This is a genomic window from Mesorhizobium sp. BR1-1-3 (assembly GCF_020165455.1).
GTDB lineage: Bacteria > Pseudomonadota > Alphaproteobacteria > Rhizobiales > Rhizobiaceae > Mesorhizobium > Mesorhizobium ciceri.
This window is the reverse complement of sequence record NZ_JAIUIC010000002.1, coordinates 265,613-283,312: the sequence shown is the minus strand read 5'-3', so window position 1 is coordinate 283,312 and position 17,700 is coordinate 265,613. Positions and strand designations below refer to the sequence as shown.

The 17,700-nt window shown below is 64.0% G+C and carries 16 protein-coding genes; 5 read left to right on the top strand and 11 right to left on the bottom strand.

The window, feature by feature from the left end:
- Positions 1-213: 213 nt before the first annotated feature.
- The 8 genes from LB559_RS05740 to LB559_RS05700 are packed head-to-tail and all read right to left on the bottom strand — an operon-like array spanning position 214 to position 8,966.
- Positions 214-1,290, bottom strand: coding sequence for an ABC transporter ATP-binding protein (locus LB559_RS05740; protein ID WP_013525219.1), 1,077 nt, complete (start codon positions 1,288-1,290; stop codon positions 214-216).
- A complete protein-coding gene (locus LB559_RS05735; RefSeq protein ID WP_064994959.1) occupies positions 1,287-2,087 on the bottom strand; it encodes an ABC transporter permease in 801 nt (266 codons plus the stop codon). Before LB559_RS05735 ends, LB559_RS05740 begins: the two co-directional genes overlap by 4 nt.
- 1 nt (position 2,088) lies before the next feature.
- Positions 2,089-2,949: an ABC transporter permease gene (locus LB559_RS05730; RefSeq protein WP_027161996.1), complete on the bottom strand. Its 861-nt coding sequence runs from the start codon at positions 2,947-2,949 to the stop codon at positions 2,089-2,091.
- Between the two features lie 59 nt (positions 2,950-3,008).
- Positions 3,009-4,013 (bottom strand): ABC transporter substrate-binding protein, encoded by a 1,005-nt coding sequence (locus tag LB559_RS05725; protein WP_127367630.1) that lies wholly within the window; start codon positions 4,011-4,013, stop codon positions 3,009-3,011.
- Positions 4,014-4,072: 59 nt separating this feature from the next.
- Positions 4,073-5,542: an aldehyde dehydrogenase gene (locus LB559_RS05720; protein ID WP_224673407.1), complete on the bottom strand. Its 1,470-nt coding sequence runs from the start codon at positions 5,540-5,542 to the stop codon at positions 4,073-4,075.
- Positions 5,543-5,552: 10 nt separating this feature from the next.
- Positions 5,553-6,590, bottom strand: a complete 1,038-nt coding sequence (locus tag LB559_RS05715; protein WP_013525214.1) for an LLM class flavin-dependent oxidoreductase — start codon at positions 6,588-6,590, stop codon at positions 5,553-5,555.
- Positions 6,587-8,386: an alpha/beta fold hydrolase gene (locus LB559_RS32990; RefSeq protein WP_318014153.1), complete on the bottom strand. Its 1,800-nt coding sequence runs from the start codon at positions 8,384-8,386 to the stop codon at positions 6,587-6,589. The genes LB559_RS05715 and LB559_RS32990 overlap by 4 nt, the downstream gene beginning before the upstream one ends.
- Positions 8,379-8,966 carry an amino acid synthesis family protein gene (locus LB559_RS05700; RefSeq protein ID WP_027161992.1) on the bottom strand — a complete coding sequence of 196 codons (588 nt, stop codon included), beginning with the start codon at positions 8,964-8,966 and terminating at the stop codon, positions 8,379-8,381. The genes LB559_RS32990 and LB559_RS05700 overlap by 8 nt, the downstream gene beginning before the upstream one ends.
- A 133-nt stretch (positions 8,967-9,099) precedes the next feature.
- Between LB559_RS05700 and LB559_RS05695 the strand changes: the two genes are divergently transcribed.
- On the top strand, positions 9,100-9,771 hold the full coding sequence (locus tag LB559_RS05695) for a GntR family transcriptional regulator (protein ID WP_013525211.1): 672 nt from the start codon (positions 9,100-9,102) through the stop codon (positions 9,769-9,771).
- A gap of 503 nt (positions 9,772-10,274) precedes the next feature.
- On the opposite strand, the gene LB559_RS05690 is transcribed toward LB559_RS05695, so the two are convergent.
- The 3 genes from LB559_RS05690 to LB559_RS05680 form a co-directional block, all read right to left on the bottom strand.
- Positions 10,275-11,465: an ROK family transcriptional regulator gene (locus tag LB559_RS05690; RefSeq protein WP_064994965.1), complete on the bottom strand. Its 1,191-nt coding sequence runs from the start codon at positions 11,463-11,465 to the stop codon at positions 10,275-10,277.
- Between the two features lie 141 nt (positions 11,466-11,606).
- Positions 11,607-12,629, bottom strand: a complete 1,023-nt coding sequence (locus LB559_RS05685) for an SIS domain-containing protein (RefSeq protein ID WP_027161991.1) — start codon at positions 12,627-12,629, stop codon at positions 11,607-11,609.
- A complete protein-coding gene (locus tag LB559_RS05680; protein WP_224673405.1) occupies positions 12,630-13,553 on the bottom strand; it encodes a BadF/BadG/BcrA/BcrD ATPase family protein in 924 nt (307 codons plus the stop codon). It abuts the gene before it with no gap.
- A 152-nt stretch (positions 13,554-13,705) separates the two neighbouring features.
- On the opposite strand from LB559_RS05680, the gene LB559_RS05675 reads away from it, so the two are divergent.
- From LB559_RS05675 to LB559_RS05660, 4 genes are read left to right on the top strand one after another with little or no spacing between them, the layout of a single operon-like run.
- Entirely contained in the window at positions 13,706-14,956 is a 1,251-nt protein-coding gene (locus tag LB559_RS05675; RefSeq protein ID WP_224673397.1) for an extracellular solute-binding protein, read from the top strand.
- Between the two features lies 1 nt (position 14,957).
- Positions 14,958-15,893 carry a carbohydrate ABC transporter permease gene (locus tag LB559_RS05670; protein WP_027161988.1) on the top strand — a complete coding sequence of 312 codons (936 nt, stop codon included), beginning with the start codon at positions 14,958-14,960 and terminating at the stop codon, positions 15,891-15,893.
- The gene (locus LB559_RS05665; RefSeq protein WP_064994969.1) at positions 15,890-16,738 is read left to right on the top strand and encodes a carbohydrate ABC transporter permease; all 849 of its coding nucleotides are present in this window, start codon (positions 15,890-15,892) and stop codon (positions 16,736-16,738) included. Before LB559_RS05670 ends, LB559_RS05665 begins: the two co-directional genes overlap by 4 nt.
- Before the next feature lie 29 nt (positions 16,739-16,767).
- Positions 16,768-17,700, top strand: a complete 933-nt coding sequence (locus LB559_RS05660) for a 3-keto-5-aminohexanoate cleavage protein (RefSeq protein ID WP_064994970.1) — start codon at positions 16,768-16,770, stop codon at positions 17,698-17,700.

Below are 17,700 nucleotides of genomic sequence, written 5' to 3'. Positions count from 1 at the left end.
TCGGCGGGGTGTTAACGGACTGCAGACCAGCAGGCGTGCGATGGCAACCGAACAGCTTTCCAGCCAGAGGCGTCTGACCCTCTCGCTAAGCCGTAAGCAACTTTGTTTGGCGGATAAGGGGCCTGAAGCGGACTGACAGCTTCTAAGCACGCATTTTCACAAGCGGACTTTCTTTCCGCACCGGAATCGCTTTGACATGCGCAATCCCGGCCATCAGGCCGGGAACAGGAACGCCGAAGCGGGATCGAAAAAGATGCGCTGACCTGATGTGGCGGTGCCATCGCCCACCTCTGCGTCAGAGGTTGGCCTGACGTCGATCTCATCTCCGCCGGCCGTGCGTGCCACGACCCGCCGTCGGTCGCCGAAGAAGGCGGTATCGACGATCTCGACGGCGAGTGCCACGCTTGTCGGCGTAGGCGTCAAGCGGAAGGCTTCCGGGCGCACCATCAGCCGGACGTTCTGGCCTTGGCCGAACGACGTTGTCGCCTTGACGCCGGTCACGATCGAGCCGCCGGCCAGGCGGATCGTCGATGCGCCATCTGCGGTTTGCAAATGCTCAGCCGGCAGGAAATTCGAGTTGCCGATGAAGCCGGCGACGAACTCGCTCGCCGGCCGGAGGTAAAGATCCTCGCCAGTACCGATCTGTTCGATGCGGCCTTCCCTGAACAGAGCGATGCGATCCGAAAGATGCAGCGCCTCCTCCTGGTCGTGCGTGACATAGAGGATGGTGACGCCGGTCTCGCGGTGGATGCGGCGGATCTCGGCCTGGATCTCCTGGCGCAGCTTCTTGTCGAGCGCCGACAGCGGCTCGTCCATCAGCAGGATCGGCGGGTCGTAGGCGAGCGCGCGGGCAAGCGCCACGCGCTGCTGCTGGCCGCCCGACAGCGCGCCCGGATGGCGGTCGGCGAAGTTTTCGAGGCGCACCAGCGCCAGCATGTCGGCGACCTTGCGCTTGATCTCGCCATCCGGTCGGCGGCGCACGCGCAGCGGAAAGGCGACATTCTCGGCGACACTCAGATGCGGAAATAGCGTGTAGCGCTGGAAGACCATGCCGATGTTGCGCTTGTGCGACGGCACCGAAAGCAGCGACCTGTCCTCCAGGAGCACATCGCCCGAGCTCGGATCCTGGAAACCGGCGATGGCGTAGAGTGTCGTCGACTTACCGGAACCCGACGGGCCAAGGAACGTCAGGAACTCCCCCTTGGGCACATCGATGGTGACGTCATGGACGGCGACGAAGGCGCCGAACGTCTTTCTCACCGCGCGTATGGACAGGAATGGCCGGGTCATCTTGACATTTTCCTGCGAAGGAGTGCGGTCACGATCATCAGGCACAAGGTCAGGCCGACAAGCAGGCTGGAGGCGGCGGCGATGACCGGGCTGAGGTCGGCGCGCAAGCTGCCCCAGATCTTGACCGGCAAGGTCTGCAAGGTCGGGCTTGCCATGAAGATCGCCACCACGACCTCGTCCCATGAGGCCAGGAAAGAGAAGATCGCCGCGGAGAAGATGCCGATCCTGATCGACGGCAAGGTGATCCTCAACCGTGCCTGCAGCGGGCTGGCGCCGCAGACTATGGCCGCGTCCTCGATGGATTTGTCGAAACCCTCTAGCGCCGCAGTGATCGGGATAATGGCGAAAGGCAGCGCCAGGATGGTGTGGGCGATGACGAAGCCGACCGTGGTGCCGGCAAGGCCGATGCGCAGGAAGAAGGCGTAGATGGCGATGGCGAACACGACGACTGGCAGCACCATCGGCATCAACAGCAAGCCGCGCAGGACCTGGCGTCCGCGAAACTCACCCCTGACCAGGCTGAAGGAGGCGAACAGGCCGATGACGACGGCGAGGATGGCGGCCATGGCGGCAATCCGGACACTGGTCAGCGCGGCATCGATCCAGGTCGGATCAGCCAGCAACTGCTGGTACCATTTCAGCGTCCAGCCGGGCGGAGGGAAGGCGAGCCAGCGCGACGAGCCGAACGACAGGAGCACGATGAAGACCACCGGCAGCAACAGGAAAGCCGCCACTGCCGCCGTGAAGCCGACAAGTGCCACGCGCAGCCATCCGAGCCGGTCATAGTCGAGCAGCATGTCAGAGCCCTCCGCCGGCGCGCCTGGCGCCGACCAGGCGAAGCTGGATCGCGTAGAGCGCCATGGTGACGACAAGCAGGACGAAGGCGGCCGCACTTCCAAGCCCCCAGTTGAGCAGCGACTGCACCGTCTGGGCGATCATCTCGGCCAGCATCATGTTCGATGTGCCGCCAAGCAGGGCAGGCGTGACGAAGTAGCCAAGCGACATGACGAAGACCATCAGCCCTCCGGCGGCGATGCCGGGAAGCGACAGCGGCAAAAGGATGCGGCGGAAGGCCTCGGACGGGCTTGCGCCGCAAAGGGCGGCCGCGCGCAGCGTCATAGGGTCGATGGCGCGTAAAGTGCCGACCAGCGGCAGGATCATGAAGGGCAGCATGATGTACACCATGCCGATGGTGACCCCGGCGAGGTTGTTGATGAGCGGCAGCGGCTCATGGATGATGCCCAACCCCATCAGCGCCCTGTTGATGACGCCGGTGCGTTGCAGCAGCACCATCCACGCATAGGTGCGGGTGAGAAGGTTCGTCCACATCGACAGAATGATGATGCCGAAGACGATCGAGCCCGGGGCCGGCGGCATGATCGCCAGCATCCAGGCAACAGGGAAAGCCACCAGGATGGTGACGGCTGTGACGACCGATGCGACCAGGAAGGTGTTGAGGAACACCCGCACATAGGTGTCGCTGCCGAACAGCGCCGCGTAGTTCTGCAAGCCGGGTTCGGGATCGGTGACGCTGCGCAGCAGCAGGGCAACCACCGGCACGATGAAGAACAGGCCAACCAGAAGCAGGGCCGGCAAGGCGCTGCCGCTGCCGGCTGGCAGGCCGGCAACCGAGCTGCGTCTGAAAGAACTTCCCTGCATCGAGCGGTCCTGTCTCAAAACGGGGCGCGCAAGCTGCGCCCCGTCGGTCTGCAACGGTGTTACTTGGTCTGCCAGGCATACCAGCGCGCGGCGATCTCGTCGCGATGCTCGGCCCAGTAGTTCATGTCGAGGTTGATCTGGCCGTCGACATGGGCATCAGGCAGGGCCTTGACGGCATCGGCGGGCATCTCCGCCTTGGCCTTGGTGTTGATGGGCGCATAGCCGCTTGCCTCGGCGAATTTCGCCTGGCCGGTCGGGCTGGTGGCGGCGGCGAGGAACTTCATCGCGCTGTCCTTGTTCTTGGCGCCCTTCGGCACGACGAGCACGTCGGCGGCGGTGAGGTTCTGCTTCCAGGCGACGCCGACGTCGGTGCCATCCTGCTGGAGGGCGAAGACACGCCCGTTCCACAACTGACCGAAGGCAGCCTCGCCGGAGGCAATCAGCTGCTGTGATTCAGCGCCGCCGCCCCACCAGACGATATCGGATTTGATGGTGTCGAGTTTCTTGAAGGCACGGTCGAGATCAAGCGGATAAAGCTTGTCCGCCGGCACGCCGTCGGCCAGCAAAGCGATCTCGATGACGCCCGGCGCCGACCATTTGTAGAAGGTCCGCTTTCCGGGAAACTTCTTGGTGTCGAACATGTCGGCCCAGCCGGTCGGTTCGCCCGAGACGGCGCCCTTGTTCCAGGCGAGCACGAAGGAGTAGTAGAAGCTGCCGACGGCATGCTCATTGCTGAAACGCGGGTCAAGATCGGCCTTGGGCACGACCGCATAGTCGATCGGCTCCAGCAGCCCGTCCTTGGCGGCCTTTATGGCGAAATCCATTTCCACGTCGACGACATCCCAGGTGACATTGCCGGCGTCGACCATGGCCTTGAGCTTGCCATAGTCGGTCGGTCCGTCCTGCAGCACCTTGATGCCGGAGCTGGCTTCGAAGGGGGCTGCCCAGGATTTGGTCTGCGCTTCCTGCGTGGTGCCGCCCCAGCTGGTGAACGCCATCTCATCGGCCTTGGCGGCGGTTGCCGTGAGTAGCCCGGCCAGCAGGCCGGTCAAAATCAGTTTCATGTCATTCTCCTCTGTTGGTCAGTTCTTGTTTTTCTCAGTGCACCTGCGTCCCGCGGTTCTCAGCGCATGACGAAGGGATCGGGGATCGGCTCGTCCGAGGTGTTGATCCAGACGGATTTCGAGCGTGTGTAATCTCTGATGGTGTCGAGCCCACCCTCCCGGCCGAGCCCCGACAGGCCGTAGCCGCCGAAGGGAACGAGCGGCGATACGACGCGATAGGTGTTGACCCAGACGACGCCGGCACGGATGTCGCGCGCCATGCGGTGCGCCCTAGCGAGATTGCTGGTGAACACGCCTGAAGCGAGGCCGAAGGGCGTGTCGTTGGCGAGCGCCAGCGCCTGCGCTTCGGTGTCGAAGGCAAGCACGCTGAGCACTGGCCCGAACAGTTCCTCGCGCACGCAAGGCAGGTCGCTGGCGCCGGCATCGATGATGGTCGGCGCATAGTAGAAGCCGCTGCCGGCTGGCCTTGTGCCGCCGGTGACCAGCGTGCCGCCCCCGGCGACGCTTTCCGCGACAACTTTCTCGATCCAGTCGCGCTGACGCAGCGTGGCGAGCGGACCCATTTGGGTCGCCGGATCCTGCGGATCGCCGATGCGGATCGCCTCGGCCTTGCGCTTCAGGCGGGCGAGGAATTCATCCTTGACCGAACGCTCGACCAGCAGCCGCGAGCCGGCGACGCAGCTCTGGCCGGTCGCGGCAAAAATGCCGGCGACCACTGCATTGGCGGCGCTGTCGAGATCGGCGTCGGCAAAGACGACGACCGGGCTTTTGCCGCCGAGTTCCAGAGTGGTGTACGCGAGGTTCTCCGCCGTGTTCCTGACGATGGCGCGCGCCGTCGAGGGACCGCCGGTGAAGGCGACTCGCGAAACCAGCGGATGGCTGGTCAGGCGCCGGCCGCAATCATGGCCCAAACCGGTGAGGATGTTGACGACGCCTGGGGGAAAGCCAGCCTCATGAACCAGTTCGGCAAAAGCGAGCAGCGGCCCCGGGCCATCCTCGGAGGCCTTGAGCACGATGGTGCAGCCGGCGGCGAGCGCCGGACCGAGCTTGACGGCCGAGAGGAAGAGCTGCGAATTCCACGGAACCACCGCGGCAACGACACCGATCGGTTCGCGGCGGATGGTGACGTCGAGATCCGGCTTGTCGATCGGCACATGCGCGCCTTCGTGCTTATCTGCAAGCCCGCCATAATAGCGGTAGTAGTCGCCGACATAGGCGATCTGGGCGCGGGTCTCGCGGATGATCTTGCCTGTATCGCGGGTCTCGAGCTCGGCAAGTCGCCCAGCATTGGCGGCGACGAGGTCGCCCAGCTTGACCAGCAGCTTTCCACGCGCCGTCGCGGTCATCCTACGCCATGGGCCGGAACGCAGGGCGCGGTGCGCCGCCTCGACGGCGCGGTCGACATCGGCTTCGCTCGCCGCCGGCATCCTGGCCCAGGCCGCCCCGGTCGACGGGTCGACGCTGTCGAAAGTAGCGGACGGTTCGTCGAAGCGGCCGTCGATGAAGTTCCTGAAGGGGGCGTCGGTCATGGGCTCGCGATCAAAGGAAGGCCGGCATCACCCGGTCGATGAACAGTTGCAGCGATTTTTTCTTGTGCTCGTGCGAAAGCCCGCTGTCGATCCAGATCGAATACTGGTCGTAGCCGAGTGCCTCATAGGTCTTCAGCCGGGCGATGACCTCATCGGCCTCGCCGATCACCAGGTTCTGCCTGATCTTGTCGGGCGCGTATTGCGGCATGGCCGCGATCTCGTCCGGCGTCAGCGGCTCCAATATGCCTTGATGCACTGGTTTCTTGTTCTGGAACCAGGCGCCGAACTGGCAATAGAAAGTCGACAGGTCCTGCGTCAGGCGATCGGCGTCAGCCGCGTCGTCGGCAACGAAGGTGTGCATCAAAAGCATGATTTCCGGTCGTTCGATCTCGGGATGCGCGGCGCAGGCGGCGTTGAAGCGCTGCATCAGGCTCGTCACCTCGTCATCGCCGGAAGCCAGCGGCGTTACCTGGACCTTGCATCCGTTGGCGACGGCGAAATCGTGCGAGTTCGGGTCGCGGGCCGCCACCCAGATCGGCGGGTAGGGTTTCTGCAGCGGCTTGGGCGAGGAGGTGGTGGCGGGGAATTGCCAGAACTCGCCGGAGAGTTCGAAGTCGCCGTCCCATAGGCCGCGGATCGCCGGTATGATCTCGCGCATGCGCTGGCCGGCGCCCCAGGCGTCAAGACCTGGGAAGATGCGCTGATATTCATAGCTGTAGGCGCCGCGCGCGATGCCGATGTCCAGCCGGCCACCGCTGATGACGTCAGCCATCGCCGCTTCGCCGGCAAGCTTGATCGGGTGCCAGAAGGGCGCAATCACGGTTCCGGTGCCGAGGCGGATACGGCTGGTCTTGGCGGCGAGATAGGCGATGTTGATGAAGGGATTGGGCGAGATGGTGAATTCCATGCCGTGATGCTCGCCGATCCAGGCGGTCTCGAAGCATGCCTGTTCGGCCATCAGGACCAGTTCTTCGAGCTCGGTCACAAGCTCGGAATGCGGCTTGGCCAGATCCGACCGTTCCATATGCACGAAGAGCGAGAATTTCATCCGTGGGCACCTGTATTGACGGTGGAAGCGCTGGGTCTGGCGAGCGGCCGGACCTCGCCTTCGACATCGTTGCCGACATAGACGCCGAATGCATCTACCGAGCATTCCCTGATATAGCGCGTGAGCATCGAGCGGATCGCCGGATCGGCGATCTTCAATCCTTCGATCGCGTCGATCTCGATGAGCCGAATGCCGCGATCGCTGGAAGCGGGCACGTCGAACGTGCCGCGATAGTAGACATGCGTGCGCGAAACAGGTCCGGCGTCGTCCCAGACGGCGAACAGGAAACCGAGCTGGGCCTCGATGGCCTTTGCCGCAAGCAGTCCACGCAGACTATTGCCATCGCCTGCCGAACCCAACCCTCGGCCGCGCGGCAGTTCAAAACCGTCCGTCGTTTCCACGAACAGGATCCGGCCACCATTTTCGAGGATGGCGCCGACATCGGTGCCGGGCTGGGTGGCGGCCAGCGCGTCCTGGCTGAGGCCGGGTGCAACATAGGCGCCGCGGCAATAGCCGAGCGGCTGCGCGGAATTGTACTCGAAATCGCGGACGCGGCCGATGAGGATCGAATGATCACCGGCCTCGACCAGCCGCTCCATGTCGCAGTCAAAGGACGCGACGGAGCCGTCCAAAACGGGACTGCCGGTCCTTCCCGGCCGCCATGCTACGGCGGCGAACTTGTCGGCGGCTTTCGAGGCGAAGATGCCGGACGCTGCCTTCTGGCCCTCGTTGAGGATGTTGATGGCGAAGCTTTTCGATGTCGCGAAGACAGGATGGCCTAAGGCCTTGTGGGCGATGCAGACCAGCACCAGGGGCGGATCGAGCGACACTGAGGTGAACGAGTTGGCGGTGAAGCCGCGCGGCTCGCCTTCTGGCCCGATGGTGGTGACGATGGTGACGCCGGTGAGGAAGGATCCCAGCGCACGGCGGAACTCGCCGCTGTCGAACCCGGTATTCGCCTCAGCAGTGCCGCTTCGCTCGATCGCTTCGTCCTCCGCGAGGAAGTCAACGATATGGCGCGTGGTGAGGTCCGGCGCCGCGACCGCCATCATGTGCTTCTCGCCCGGCAGCACCGTGCAGCGGCCATGCGGCGCCAGCCGTGCCATCGCGGCCGACATTGCCGGCGAAGAGTTCCTGTCCTCGGAGCCGGTCATGAACAGGGCCGGTACGGCCAGCGTCGGCAGGCGGTCGGCATGATCGCCGTCGGCACGAGCGAACAGGCGGTAGGTGCGGGCATAGCCTTCCGGGTCGACCGCGCTCAGTGCGGATGCCGTGTTCCGCGCTGCCGCCTCCAGCTCGGTCGGCACCGGATCGCCGAACCAGCGCGCAATGGTCTGTGCCGTGCCGGCCGTATCGCTGCGCCCGTTGAGCGCCACCGCGCGCTGGCGAACGGCTTCGGCCAGTTCAGGTGGCCGCCGGAACACGGCATTCAGGGAAACGATGCGGCGGACGCGCTCCGGTGCGCGCAGGGCCAACTCCTGGGCAACGAGCGCACCCATCGAATGGCCGACGACGGACACCCGGTCGAGGCCAAGATGGTCGAGCAGGCGAATGGCCTGGTCGGCGTAGTCGGCCAGTTCCGGGTGCTGCGGCGGCAGTGGCGACTGGCCGTGGCCGAGCATGTCGATCGCGATGACGTCGAAGCTGTCGGCCATGCGTTCGAACTGCGGCTGCCAGATCGCGGCGTTCATGCCGACGCCGTGGATGAACAGCACCGGCGTGCCAGCGCCGGCACGGATGAAGCAGGTGCCATCGAACGTTGTGCCCTGTCGCGCCCAGGTGGAAGCGTCAGCCATGCACGTCCCCAAGCTCCTTGAGGTCCTGATAGCGATCGCCGATACGATGATGCGGGCGACCGCCGATCGACGCACCAAGCGCCACCACCAGTTCGTCCGGCGCCGGCGCATCGCCGATCTGGAAATGCACGGTCAGGTAATGCGAGCGCCGTCCTTCGTCATTCTTGTCCATCAGTGGGATCATGATCGGCGTGTTCGGCCCGCCGCGCAGGTTGGTGAAGGCAAGATAGGTCTTGGCGCCGACGGCGCGGCGATAATGATTGCCAAAATGCAGCGTGTGGATCAGCGCCGAGGCATGCTCGATCTCGCCAGACGTGCCGCAAATGGCTGCCTTGCCATAACCCTCGATCGCGTCGCCGGAACCGGCGATGGCAATGATCTCGCGGGATAGGGTCTCTCCGAGCACAGGCGCACAGTCGCGGATCTCGGGCGACAGATCGTCGGTGAAGCCGCGTCCCGCCCAAGGGTTCGTCAGCACCGCGGCGACGCCGATCAGGCGCAGCGGCCGCGGTGCAGCCTTGCCGCCTTCAATCAGCGTGTTCTCGGTATAAGTCACGATCTTGCGGATGGCAGGCTGCATGGAATCCTCGGGTCGGCGATGCCAGGGACCGTCCGATCTCTGTATCATCTTATGGTATACCATGCTATGGAGCACCAAGTACCTTGTCAACCGGGCATGGAATCTGTTTTCGTGGCGGTGCAGGAGCCAAGACATGCCAGACGACACCCTTCGCATCGACCGCAGCGCCAAGACCTTGAGAACGCTGGCGCTGGAGCGCATGCGCGAAGCCATCATGGATTTCCACTTCCAGCCTGGCGAAAGGTTGGTCGAGCGGCCGCTTTGCGACCAGCTTGGCGTCAGCCGTTCCGTCGTGCGCGAGGTGCTGCGGCAACTGGAGGCCGAGGGGCTCGTGCAGATGATCCCTGGGCACGGGCCGGCCGTAGCCAGGCCGGATCTCGGCCGCACCGACGAGATCTATGAGTTGAGGGCACTGCTTGAAGGCATTGCGGCACGCGCCTGCGCCCTGTCGGCCACCGGCGAGCAACTGGCAACGCTCGAACGCGCGCTGGCGGACTTGTTCGGGGCATGGGCGTCGGCGACGCCGCCGGCAGTGATGCGGGCGACGACGAAATTCTACGAGGCGCTGTTCGAGGCCGCCGACAAGCGTGTCGCCTGGGAAATCGTCAGCGGGCTGAATGTCCGAATCAATCAGCTTCGTTCGATGACCATTCTTTCGGAGAACCGCCGCGAGCCTGCGATCAGCGAGATGAACGAGATCATGGACGCGATAAGGTCGCGCAAGCCCGATGAGGCGGAAGCGGCGGCACGGCGACATGTCGAATCGGCTTGGCAGATCGCTCGAGATAAACTTCGCCTGGTCTAGATCCCGGTGAGTTCAGCCTATCCAACCCGTCGAAGGGCCTTGAAGAAAGTGTCTGCTTCCGGGCAATTGAAAAATGCAACTTTACGACTGAGATGGGGCGCAAAGCTGCCGTCCGCCTTCGAGCCTGGAACTGGATGCCCACTCGATCGTTTAAATAGCATATATTCCATTGAAATTTCTCATGAGGAGGAGCGCATCGAGCGAGCGCTCGACCGCGTTGCGGAGATCATCGTCGCGCCTAGTGACCAAGGCGAGGAATGGCTTCCTTTATACGACCACCTAGAACGAGCGATGCAGGATCTTCAGGCGAAGGAAAAAAGTCTCGTCGCAGTACGTGGGCGCGCCAAACGAGCGCAGGGCCGAGCGAAAGCACGTTCCCGAACACCGCAAGAAACGAAATCCATATGGCCCAGTCTCTCTCGTCCGTCAGGCGCTTCTTTGGCGCGATGAGCGCTAGCAATGCTCAGTGGCGACGAGGTATTGTGCTCCACGATACACCACCTCTAAGGCTCCACGTTTGACGTTGGGGGCAGCACCACAGCCGGGTGGCGCCCTTCGCGCAGCATCAGCCCGAGAGTGTAATCAACCGCCAGCTTCACGGCACCCAGCGCGGTCCCGTCGTCCCCCAGGGAACTGACGGCGATCCGTGTCGGCCACGCAAGCTCTGCCGCGACACGCTCGACGTTTTCCGTCATCAGCGGGTTTCTGCCGACACCGCCGCCAAGCACGATCAGGCCAGGGTCGAGTATGCCGATACAGCCAGCGGCCAGCCTGCCGATATCGGCGGCATGGCGCGCGACAGCCGCCACCGCCGGTGCTGAGCCCTCCAGAGCACGCGCGAACAGATCCTTGGCCGAGTCGGGCGGCGCGCCTTCCCCAGCGGGCCAGTCGACACGGCAGCGCTCTATTAGCGCCCGAGAGCCGAGATAATGTTCGAGCCCTTCACGATAGGGCGTCTCGCTGGCCGACCATGGAAACGGCATGCGGCCGATTTCGCCGGCCGCACCACCGGCGCCGCGAAACAAACGCCCCTCGGTGATGAAGCCGAGGCCAACCCGCACGCCGACCTGCAGAAAGGCGAAGGTCTGGTGGCCTTGCGCGGCACCAAAATGCATCTCGCCAATGGCCGCGCAGTTGACGTTGTTTTCCAGGACGATCGGCACCTCGATGCTGCGCCGCAGCAGGCCAAGCACGGCGGACGGCCCCCCGGGCCGGTCGAAACGATCATTGGAGACGATGCGCGGCACCGCCACCGCAATGGCGCGCAGCGCGCGAAAACTCTTGGCCACCTTGGCCATTGTGGCACGAGCGACCGACAGCACGACGGCGCCGACCGCGTCGGCATCGCCGGCTATCGTTTCCGGGATCGGTTCTTCCACCGACGCCAGCTTCTGCGCATCCATCGAATAGGCGACGGCGCGCACCTGGGCGGCGCCGACATCGATGCCGATCGCGTAGCCGGCACCTGGACCGATGCCGTAGATCGTCGCCGTGCGGCCAATGGCGCCGCGCTCAATCCCACGCGAGGCGACGAGGCCGAGCGCGCTCAGCTCCGACACCGCCGCCGACATGGTAGGCTTCGACAGGTCGAGCATGGCGCCGAGCTTTGGCCGCGTCACCGGCCCGTGCGAGGCAAGCAGGCGCAGCACCGCCCGGGCGCTGTCGGTCAGATTGGGGATTTCCGCAGCCGCCATCTCAGCCGTTCGACCTTTGCCTGAAATCCTGTCTCCGGTCGGCGAAAGCGCATTCGCTGCCCCGACTCGAAAGCCATATCCTGTCCTCAATGCCTCATTGCTGACCGGTTTGGCAATTTCCGCGATGTCCGGACAAGGACGTCAGACTTCGGTCGGCGACCACGGCTTCAGCTTGGTATCGGTCTGGCGGTAGCGGAACACGATGTCGGTGAGGCCGGCCGCGTCCTGCATGTCGCCGACAATGAGCTGGATGGCGATGATCTCCAGTATGGCATCAGCGATGGCGTTGCCGAGCGCGGGAATCGAGATCACCACCAGCCTGTCGGCTGGAGCGACATCGCTGCGCCGCGTCACCAGCACCGAGGGGCAGCCCAGCGCCGCAAGATCCTGCGCGATCTTCACCTCGCGACCGTCGCCGATGGCGATCAGTCCGGTCGCCGCATCCTGCGATTCCATCGGCCCGTGCAGATAGTTCAGCGTGTCCCATCCCGATGCCGGCACCCGCACCGCCTCGCGTATCAGCATCGCCGCCTCGCCGGCATTGGCGAAGCCGACACCGGCGGCGACGATGTCGATGGATGTTCTGCCCTGCAGCAGCCGGGCCGCCTGCCCGGCAGCGCTTTGCGCACCGGAAAGGACGGTGGCGGCTGCAGGTGACAAAGTCGTCCAGTCGAATCTGTTGCCGGCGAGCCTGTCGATCAGCATGCCGAGCGCCAGCAAGGTCCCGGTATAGCCGGTGGAGCTTGCGCCATTGTCGGCGCCAGAATCCGTGGCAAGCACAGCACCAGTCAGATCAGCCAGCGGATTGCCGCTGCCACGGCAGACCGCCAGGCGCGGCGCGCCCGACGCCTCGCGCATGACGTCGTAGATTTCGCGGCTCTGCCCGGAGGCCGACAGCGCGATGAACGCATCGGCGGCTGCATCCGTCCGGCCATAGAGATCGGTCGGCGTATAGGCAAAAGCCTTGATACCGGAGGCGCGCAGATAAAGCGCACCGGCCAGCGCCGCCTGATAGCTGGCGCCGATGCCGGCAAGCCCGATCGTCTTGCCGGCAAAAGCGCCGAGATCGAGGTCGTCAAGCGACGAGGCCACCGAACGCCGGCCGATTTCGAGACTTTCCGTCTGGCGCGCCACCGCCGGGCGATAGCCGATACGCTTCATCATTCAAACCGCTCCAATTCCCGAAGATTGGCCCTGACCGACCAGCAGTCGTCTCGCCAAGGCGACCGCACCCAGCACCGGCGGCTCGCGCAGCAGCAGCACCTGGCTCGACGGCGAGACCTTTGCCATGGCCTCGACGAATGCCGTCATCAACATCGGCTGCTCCGAGATGACCCCGCCGCCAGCCACGACAAGGGCGGGATTGGCGCCGCGTTCGATCAAGAGTTCGACCAATGCGGCCAACCCTGCCCCGCCTTCGCTGATAACACGGATAGCCAGAGCCGAGCCGGCGATCGCCGCGTCGAATACGGCATTGGCATAGCGGCCCCAGACCGCGGCACCACGCGTTTCGTTGAGCAGGATGCCAAGCTTGGTCTGGTCGTCTGTGCCCAGTTCGCGCATCAGCCCGGCAATCAGCGGGTCACCATCCTGGCCCCGGTCGAGGCTGTGCCGGATTGCTTTCGCCGCCTCGCGCACCAATGCCGGCGCGCTGCCCTCGTCGCCAAGGATCCAGCCCCAGCCACCGGCTGCCAGCATCTTGCCATCGGCCGTGCGTGCCACCGCGATCGAGCCTGTGCCGGAGACGACGCCGATGCCGTCGATATAGCCAGCGGCAGGAACCATCAGCTCGGCATCGTTGACCACCCGCACCGCACCACCGGTCCTGCTTGCCAACAGCGCCTGGAAGCGAAGGCATTGTTCACCCGTGTCGCAGCCATGCGCGCCAACGGCCAGCGCAGCGGGCGCGACGCCGCCGCACAGATTGGCGACGATGCCGGCCAGTGTCGTCGCGTCGGTCTCCATCTGGCGAATGCGCCAGCTCTCCGTCACCAGCACCTCGTCGGCGATCATGCGCTCGCCCTGGCACGCCATGATGCGTGTCTTGGTGCCGCCTATATCCACGCCTGCAATGATTTTCTGGGTCACCGAGAGCCACCGCGCGCACGCCGGACGAAGCGGGCTGCCGCGTCCAATTCATCTTAGTTAGGAAACTTTACAAACTATCTTTCCAGACGGCAAGAACTATGATTTGATAATCTTCGTAAAAAGCGCATCAAGCGCGATTGGGAGATTGCAACATGAGCAGGAGAAGGATTGGGCTGGCCCTCGCGGCCGCGTCTTTCGCATGGGGATTGGCAGCCAGCGTGGCGCATGCCACCGACATCTCGTTCTGGACCTGGCGCCAGGAAGACAAGGCCGCCTACAACGAACTTTTCGCCGATTTCACCAAGGCCAACCCGGACATCCATGTGAAGTTCGAGTCCTTCCCGGACGAGAACTATCCGACCATCGTCTCGACGGCCCTGGCCGCCGGCAAGGGTGGCGACGTCATCCACACCCACGCCTATGGCTGGCTCGAGCAGTTCGTGAAGGCCGGCTATTTTGAACCACAGGATCTGACCACGGTGCCTTCGCTCGCCAACCAGCCCGCCGATGCGCTGGTGGCCGGCACCTATCGCGCCGACAAGAAGGTCTATTCGCTGCCCTTCGCTTCGCAGACGCTCGGGCTGTTCATCAACAAGGACGTCTTCGCCAAGGCCGGGCTGACGCCACCGACCACATGGAACGAGTTCATCACCGTCAGCAAGGCGCTGAAGGAAAAGGGTATTTATCCCCTCGCCAACGGCATGGGCACCAGCTGGTTCAACGAGATGTTCGTGGCCATCTTCACCAACCCGTTCCTTGGCCAGGACTTCGTCAGCGACCTGACCTCGGGCAAGACCACCTTCAAGGACCCCCGCTATGTCGCGGCGCTCGGCAGGCTGCTCGAACTGCGCGACTACATGCCTCCCGGTTTCGAAGGCATCGACTACGACACCGCGGGCCAGCTGTTCATCAGCGGCAAGGCGGCGATGCTGGCCGGCGGCAGCTTCGACATCGCCACCTACAGGAGCCAGAACCCTGCCATCAACATGGACTTCGTCGCCCCGCCCATGGCCAAGGCCGGCGACACCCCGCAGGTGACCAAGTTCTTCGACGGGGGCTATGCCGTCAACGCCAAGTCGGCCAACAAGGAGGCGGCGCTCAAGCTCGTCAACTGGATGGGCACAAAGGAGTTCGGCGACAAGTTCTCCGCGCTGCTCGGCAACATCTCGCCGATCAAGGGCGTCGTCATCAAGGACGAGCTTCTCGCCCACGTCGCCAAGTTGAACGAAACCGCCATGCCACATATCAATGTCGTCTACTTCCGTTTCGAGAAGCCGACGGGATCGGAGCTGCTGCAGGGCGACATCACCAAGCTGATGTCGGGTTCGATCACCCCGGACCAGCTGGCCGCCGACCTGACCAGCGGCCTCGCCAAATGGTACAAGCCTTTCCAGGGCAAGTGACATGAACAGCGGCCGGCGCCACACCACAAAAGCCTTTCCGTGGCGCCGGTCACTCTGGATCGCGTCCCTGCTGACACCGGCCCTGGTGGTCATGGTGCTGTTCGTGCTCTGGCCGCTGCTCTCAGCCTTCCGCCTTGCCTTCTATGAGTTCAACGGCTTGCAGCCGACCGGATTCATCGGGTTCGAAAACTTCCGCAAGGTGCTGTTTGAACAGCCTTACAGCGACTGGACCTGGAATGCGCTGAAGCACAACATCATCGCCTTCGTGGCGCTGATGGTGTTCGAGAACGGCACCGCCTTCCTGCTCGCCTATGCCTTGCTGAAGGCGCTGCCCGGCCACCGTATCCACCAGGTCATCGTCTTTCTTCCGGTCGTGCTGTCGGCGGTCATCGTCGGCTTCCTGTGGAAACTGTTCCTGCATCCGCTGTTCGGCCTCGTGAACCAGACGCTGGCGCTGGTCGGCATCGGCGCCATACCGTGGCTCGGCAACGAACACACCGCACTCGGCAGCGTCCTGTTCGCCAACGTCTGGCACTGGCTCGGCTTCCCCACCCTGGTGCTGCTCGCCGGCATGCAGCGCGTCAGCAAGGAAGTCATCGAGGCTGCCCGTCTCGACGGCGCCGGCGACTATGTGCTGATGACCAGGATTATCTGGCCGCTGATTGCGCCGAGCGTCACCATCGTCACCATCCTGACTTTCATCGGCAGCTTCAACTGGTTCGAAATCCCCTACGTCATGGCCGGCCTCACCGGTTCGCCCGGCGGCGCCACCGACGTGCTCGGCCTCTATTTCTACCGCACCGCCTTCGGCTCGACGACGACCGGCATCCAGGATTTCGGCCAGGGCAGCGCGCTGGCCGTGATGATGTTCATCATCGTTGCAGGCGTCACGGCAATCGCGCTTCGCTACCTGCGCCGTCGCGAGATCGAGCTGTGAGCGCGACAGCCCGCACCGGGCAACCCGCCGAGTTGCTGAAGAATGGCGCCATCCAGCTGATGCTGGCGATCAACGCCGTCATCATGATCTATCCGCTGTTCGTCATGGTGATGTCGTCGTTCAAGACCAACGCCGAAATCTTCAGCTCGCCCTTCGCCCTGCCGGCGCACTTTTCGCTGGCCAATGCCGAGCGGGTGTGGAGCGAAACCAATTTCGTCCGCTACCTCGCCAATTCCGTCGGCATCACCATGGCCGCGGTGGCGCTGATCCTCCTGTTCAGCACCATGGCCGCCTATGCGATTGCCCGCTACCAGTTCAGGCTGAGCGCGCTGGTGCTGATGTTTTTCCTCAGCGGCATGACGGTGCCGCTGAAACTGGCGATCATTCCGCTGTTCATCCAGCTGGATTCGCTTGGGCTGGTCGACAGCTATGCCGGCCTGGTGCTGGTCTATGTCGCCATGGGCATTCCTTCGGCGGTGTTCATCATGACCGGCTTCCTCCGGACCTTGCCGCGCGAACTGGAAGAGTCCGCACGCATGGACGGCGCCAGCGAATTTCGCATCATGCGCTCGATCATGCTACCGCTGGCGCGGCCGGCGCTGGTCATCGTCGCGATCCAGAACGCCGTGCCGATCTGGAACGACTTCTTCTTTCCACTGGTGCTGATCACCTCGGACAATCTCAAGACGCTGCCGCAGGGCCTCACCGTCTTCGTCGGTGAATTCACCACCGACTGGGGCGTGCTGTTCACCGGGCTGACTCTGGCGGCGCTGCCGATAACGCTGCTCTACATCGTGCTGTCGAAGCAGTTCATCTCGGGCATCACCCAAGGCGCGGTGAAATAGACTGCGGTCAAATAGACGAGGAATTTCAAGTGGCGAACCAGAACAAGATCATCATCACCTGCGCGGTTACCGGCTCGATCCACACGCCGTCCATGTCGCCACATCTGCCGGTGAGCGCGCAAGAGATTGCCGATGCCGCGATCGGCGCGGCCGAGGCCGGCGCTGCCATCGTCCATCTGCATGCGCGCAACCCCGCCGACGGCCGGCCCGACCAGTCGACCGAGGCGTTTGCGCCCTTCCTGAAGGTGATCAAGCAACGCTCGGACTGCGTCATCAACATCACCACAGGCGGCGCCGCGACAATGAGCGTCGAGGAGCGCGTCAAGCCGGCGGCGACCTTTGCGCCGGAAGTTGCATCGCTCAACATGGGCTCGATGAATTTCGGCCTCTACCCAATGCTGGAGCGCTTCAAGACCTTCGAGCATGACTGGGAACGCCCCTATCTCGAAGGCTCGCGCGACCGCATCTTCCGCAACACCTTTGGCGACATCGAGCACATCCTGCGCACCTGCGCGCAAAACGGCACGCGTTTCGAGATCGAGTGCTACGACATCGGCCACCTCTACACGCTCGCCCATTTCGTTGAGCGCGGCCTGGTCAAGGCGCCGTTCTTCGTCCAGAGCGTGTTCGGCATATTGGGCGGCATCGGCACCCATCCGGAAGATGTCGCGCATATGAGGCGCACCGCCGACCGGCTGTTTGGACAGGACTACCACTGGTCGGTGCTGGGCGCCGGCCGCAGCCAGCTGCCGATCGCCACCCAGGCCATTGCGCTCGGCGGCAATGTGCGCGTCGGGCTGGAGGACTCGCTCTGGATCGGCAAGGGCCAACTGGCGAAATCCAATGCCGAGCAGGTGCGCAAGGTACGCCAGATCATCGAAGGGCTTGGCGCTTCGGTCGCCACCCCTGACGAGGCACGGCAGATCTTGCAGCTCAAGGGCGGCGACAAAGTCTCTTTCTAA

Bases quoted from the DNA above. Each gene is read 5' to 3' on its own strand.
- LB559_RS05735 (WP_064994959.1), bottom strand. From the start codon at position 2,087: ATGCTGCTCGACTATGACCGGCTCGGATGGCTGCGCGTGGCACTTGTC.
- LB559_RS05690 (WP_064994965.1), bottom strand. From the start codon at position 11,465: ATGGCGGCTGCGGAAATCCCCAATCTGACCGACAGCGCCCGGGCGGTG.
- LB559_RS05675 (WP_224673397.1), top strand. From the start codon at position 13,706: ATGAGCAGGAGAAGGATTGGGCTGGCCCTCGCGGCCGCGTCTTTCGCA.
- LB559_RS05670 (WP_027161988.1), top strand. From the start codon at position 14,958: ATGAACAGCGGCCGGCGCCACACCACAAAAGCCTTTCCGTGGCGCCGG.
- LB559_RS05695 (WP_013525211.1), top strand. From the start codon at position 9,100: ATGCCAGACGACACCCTTCGCATCGACCGCAGCGCCAAGACCTTGAGA.
- LB559_RS05715 (WP_013525214.1), bottom strand. From the start codon at position 6,590: ATGAAATTCTCGCTCTTCGTGCATATGGAACGGTCGGATCTGGCCAAG.
- LB559_RS05685 (WP_027161991.1), bottom strand. From the start codon at position 12,629: ATGATGAAGCGTATCGGCTATCGCCCGGCGGTGGCGCGCCAGACGGAA.
- LB559_RS05740 (WP_013525219.1), bottom strand. From the start codon at position 1,290: ATGACCCGGCCATTCCTGTCCATACGCGCGGTGAGAAAGACGTTCGGC.
- LB559_RS05700 (WP_027161992.1), bottom strand. From the start codon at position 8,966: ATGCAGCCTGCCATCCGCAAGATCGTGACTTATACCGAGAACACGCTG.
- LB559_RS32990 (WP_318014153.1), bottom strand. From the start codon at position 8,386: ATGGCTGACGCTTCCACCTGGGCGCGACAGGGCACAACGTTCGATGGC.
- LB559_RS05720 (WP_224673407.1), bottom strand. From the start codon at position 5,542: ATGACCGACGCCCCCTTCAGGAACTTCATCGACGGCCGCTTCGACGAA.
- LB559_RS05725 (WP_127367630.1), bottom strand. From the start codon at position 4,013: ATGAAACTGATTTTGACCGGCCTGCTGGCCGGGCTACTCACGGCAACC.
- LB559_RS05730 (WP_027161996.1), bottom strand. From the start codon at position 2,949: ATGCAGGGAAGTTCTTTCAGACGCAGCTCGGTTGCCGGCCTGCCAGCC.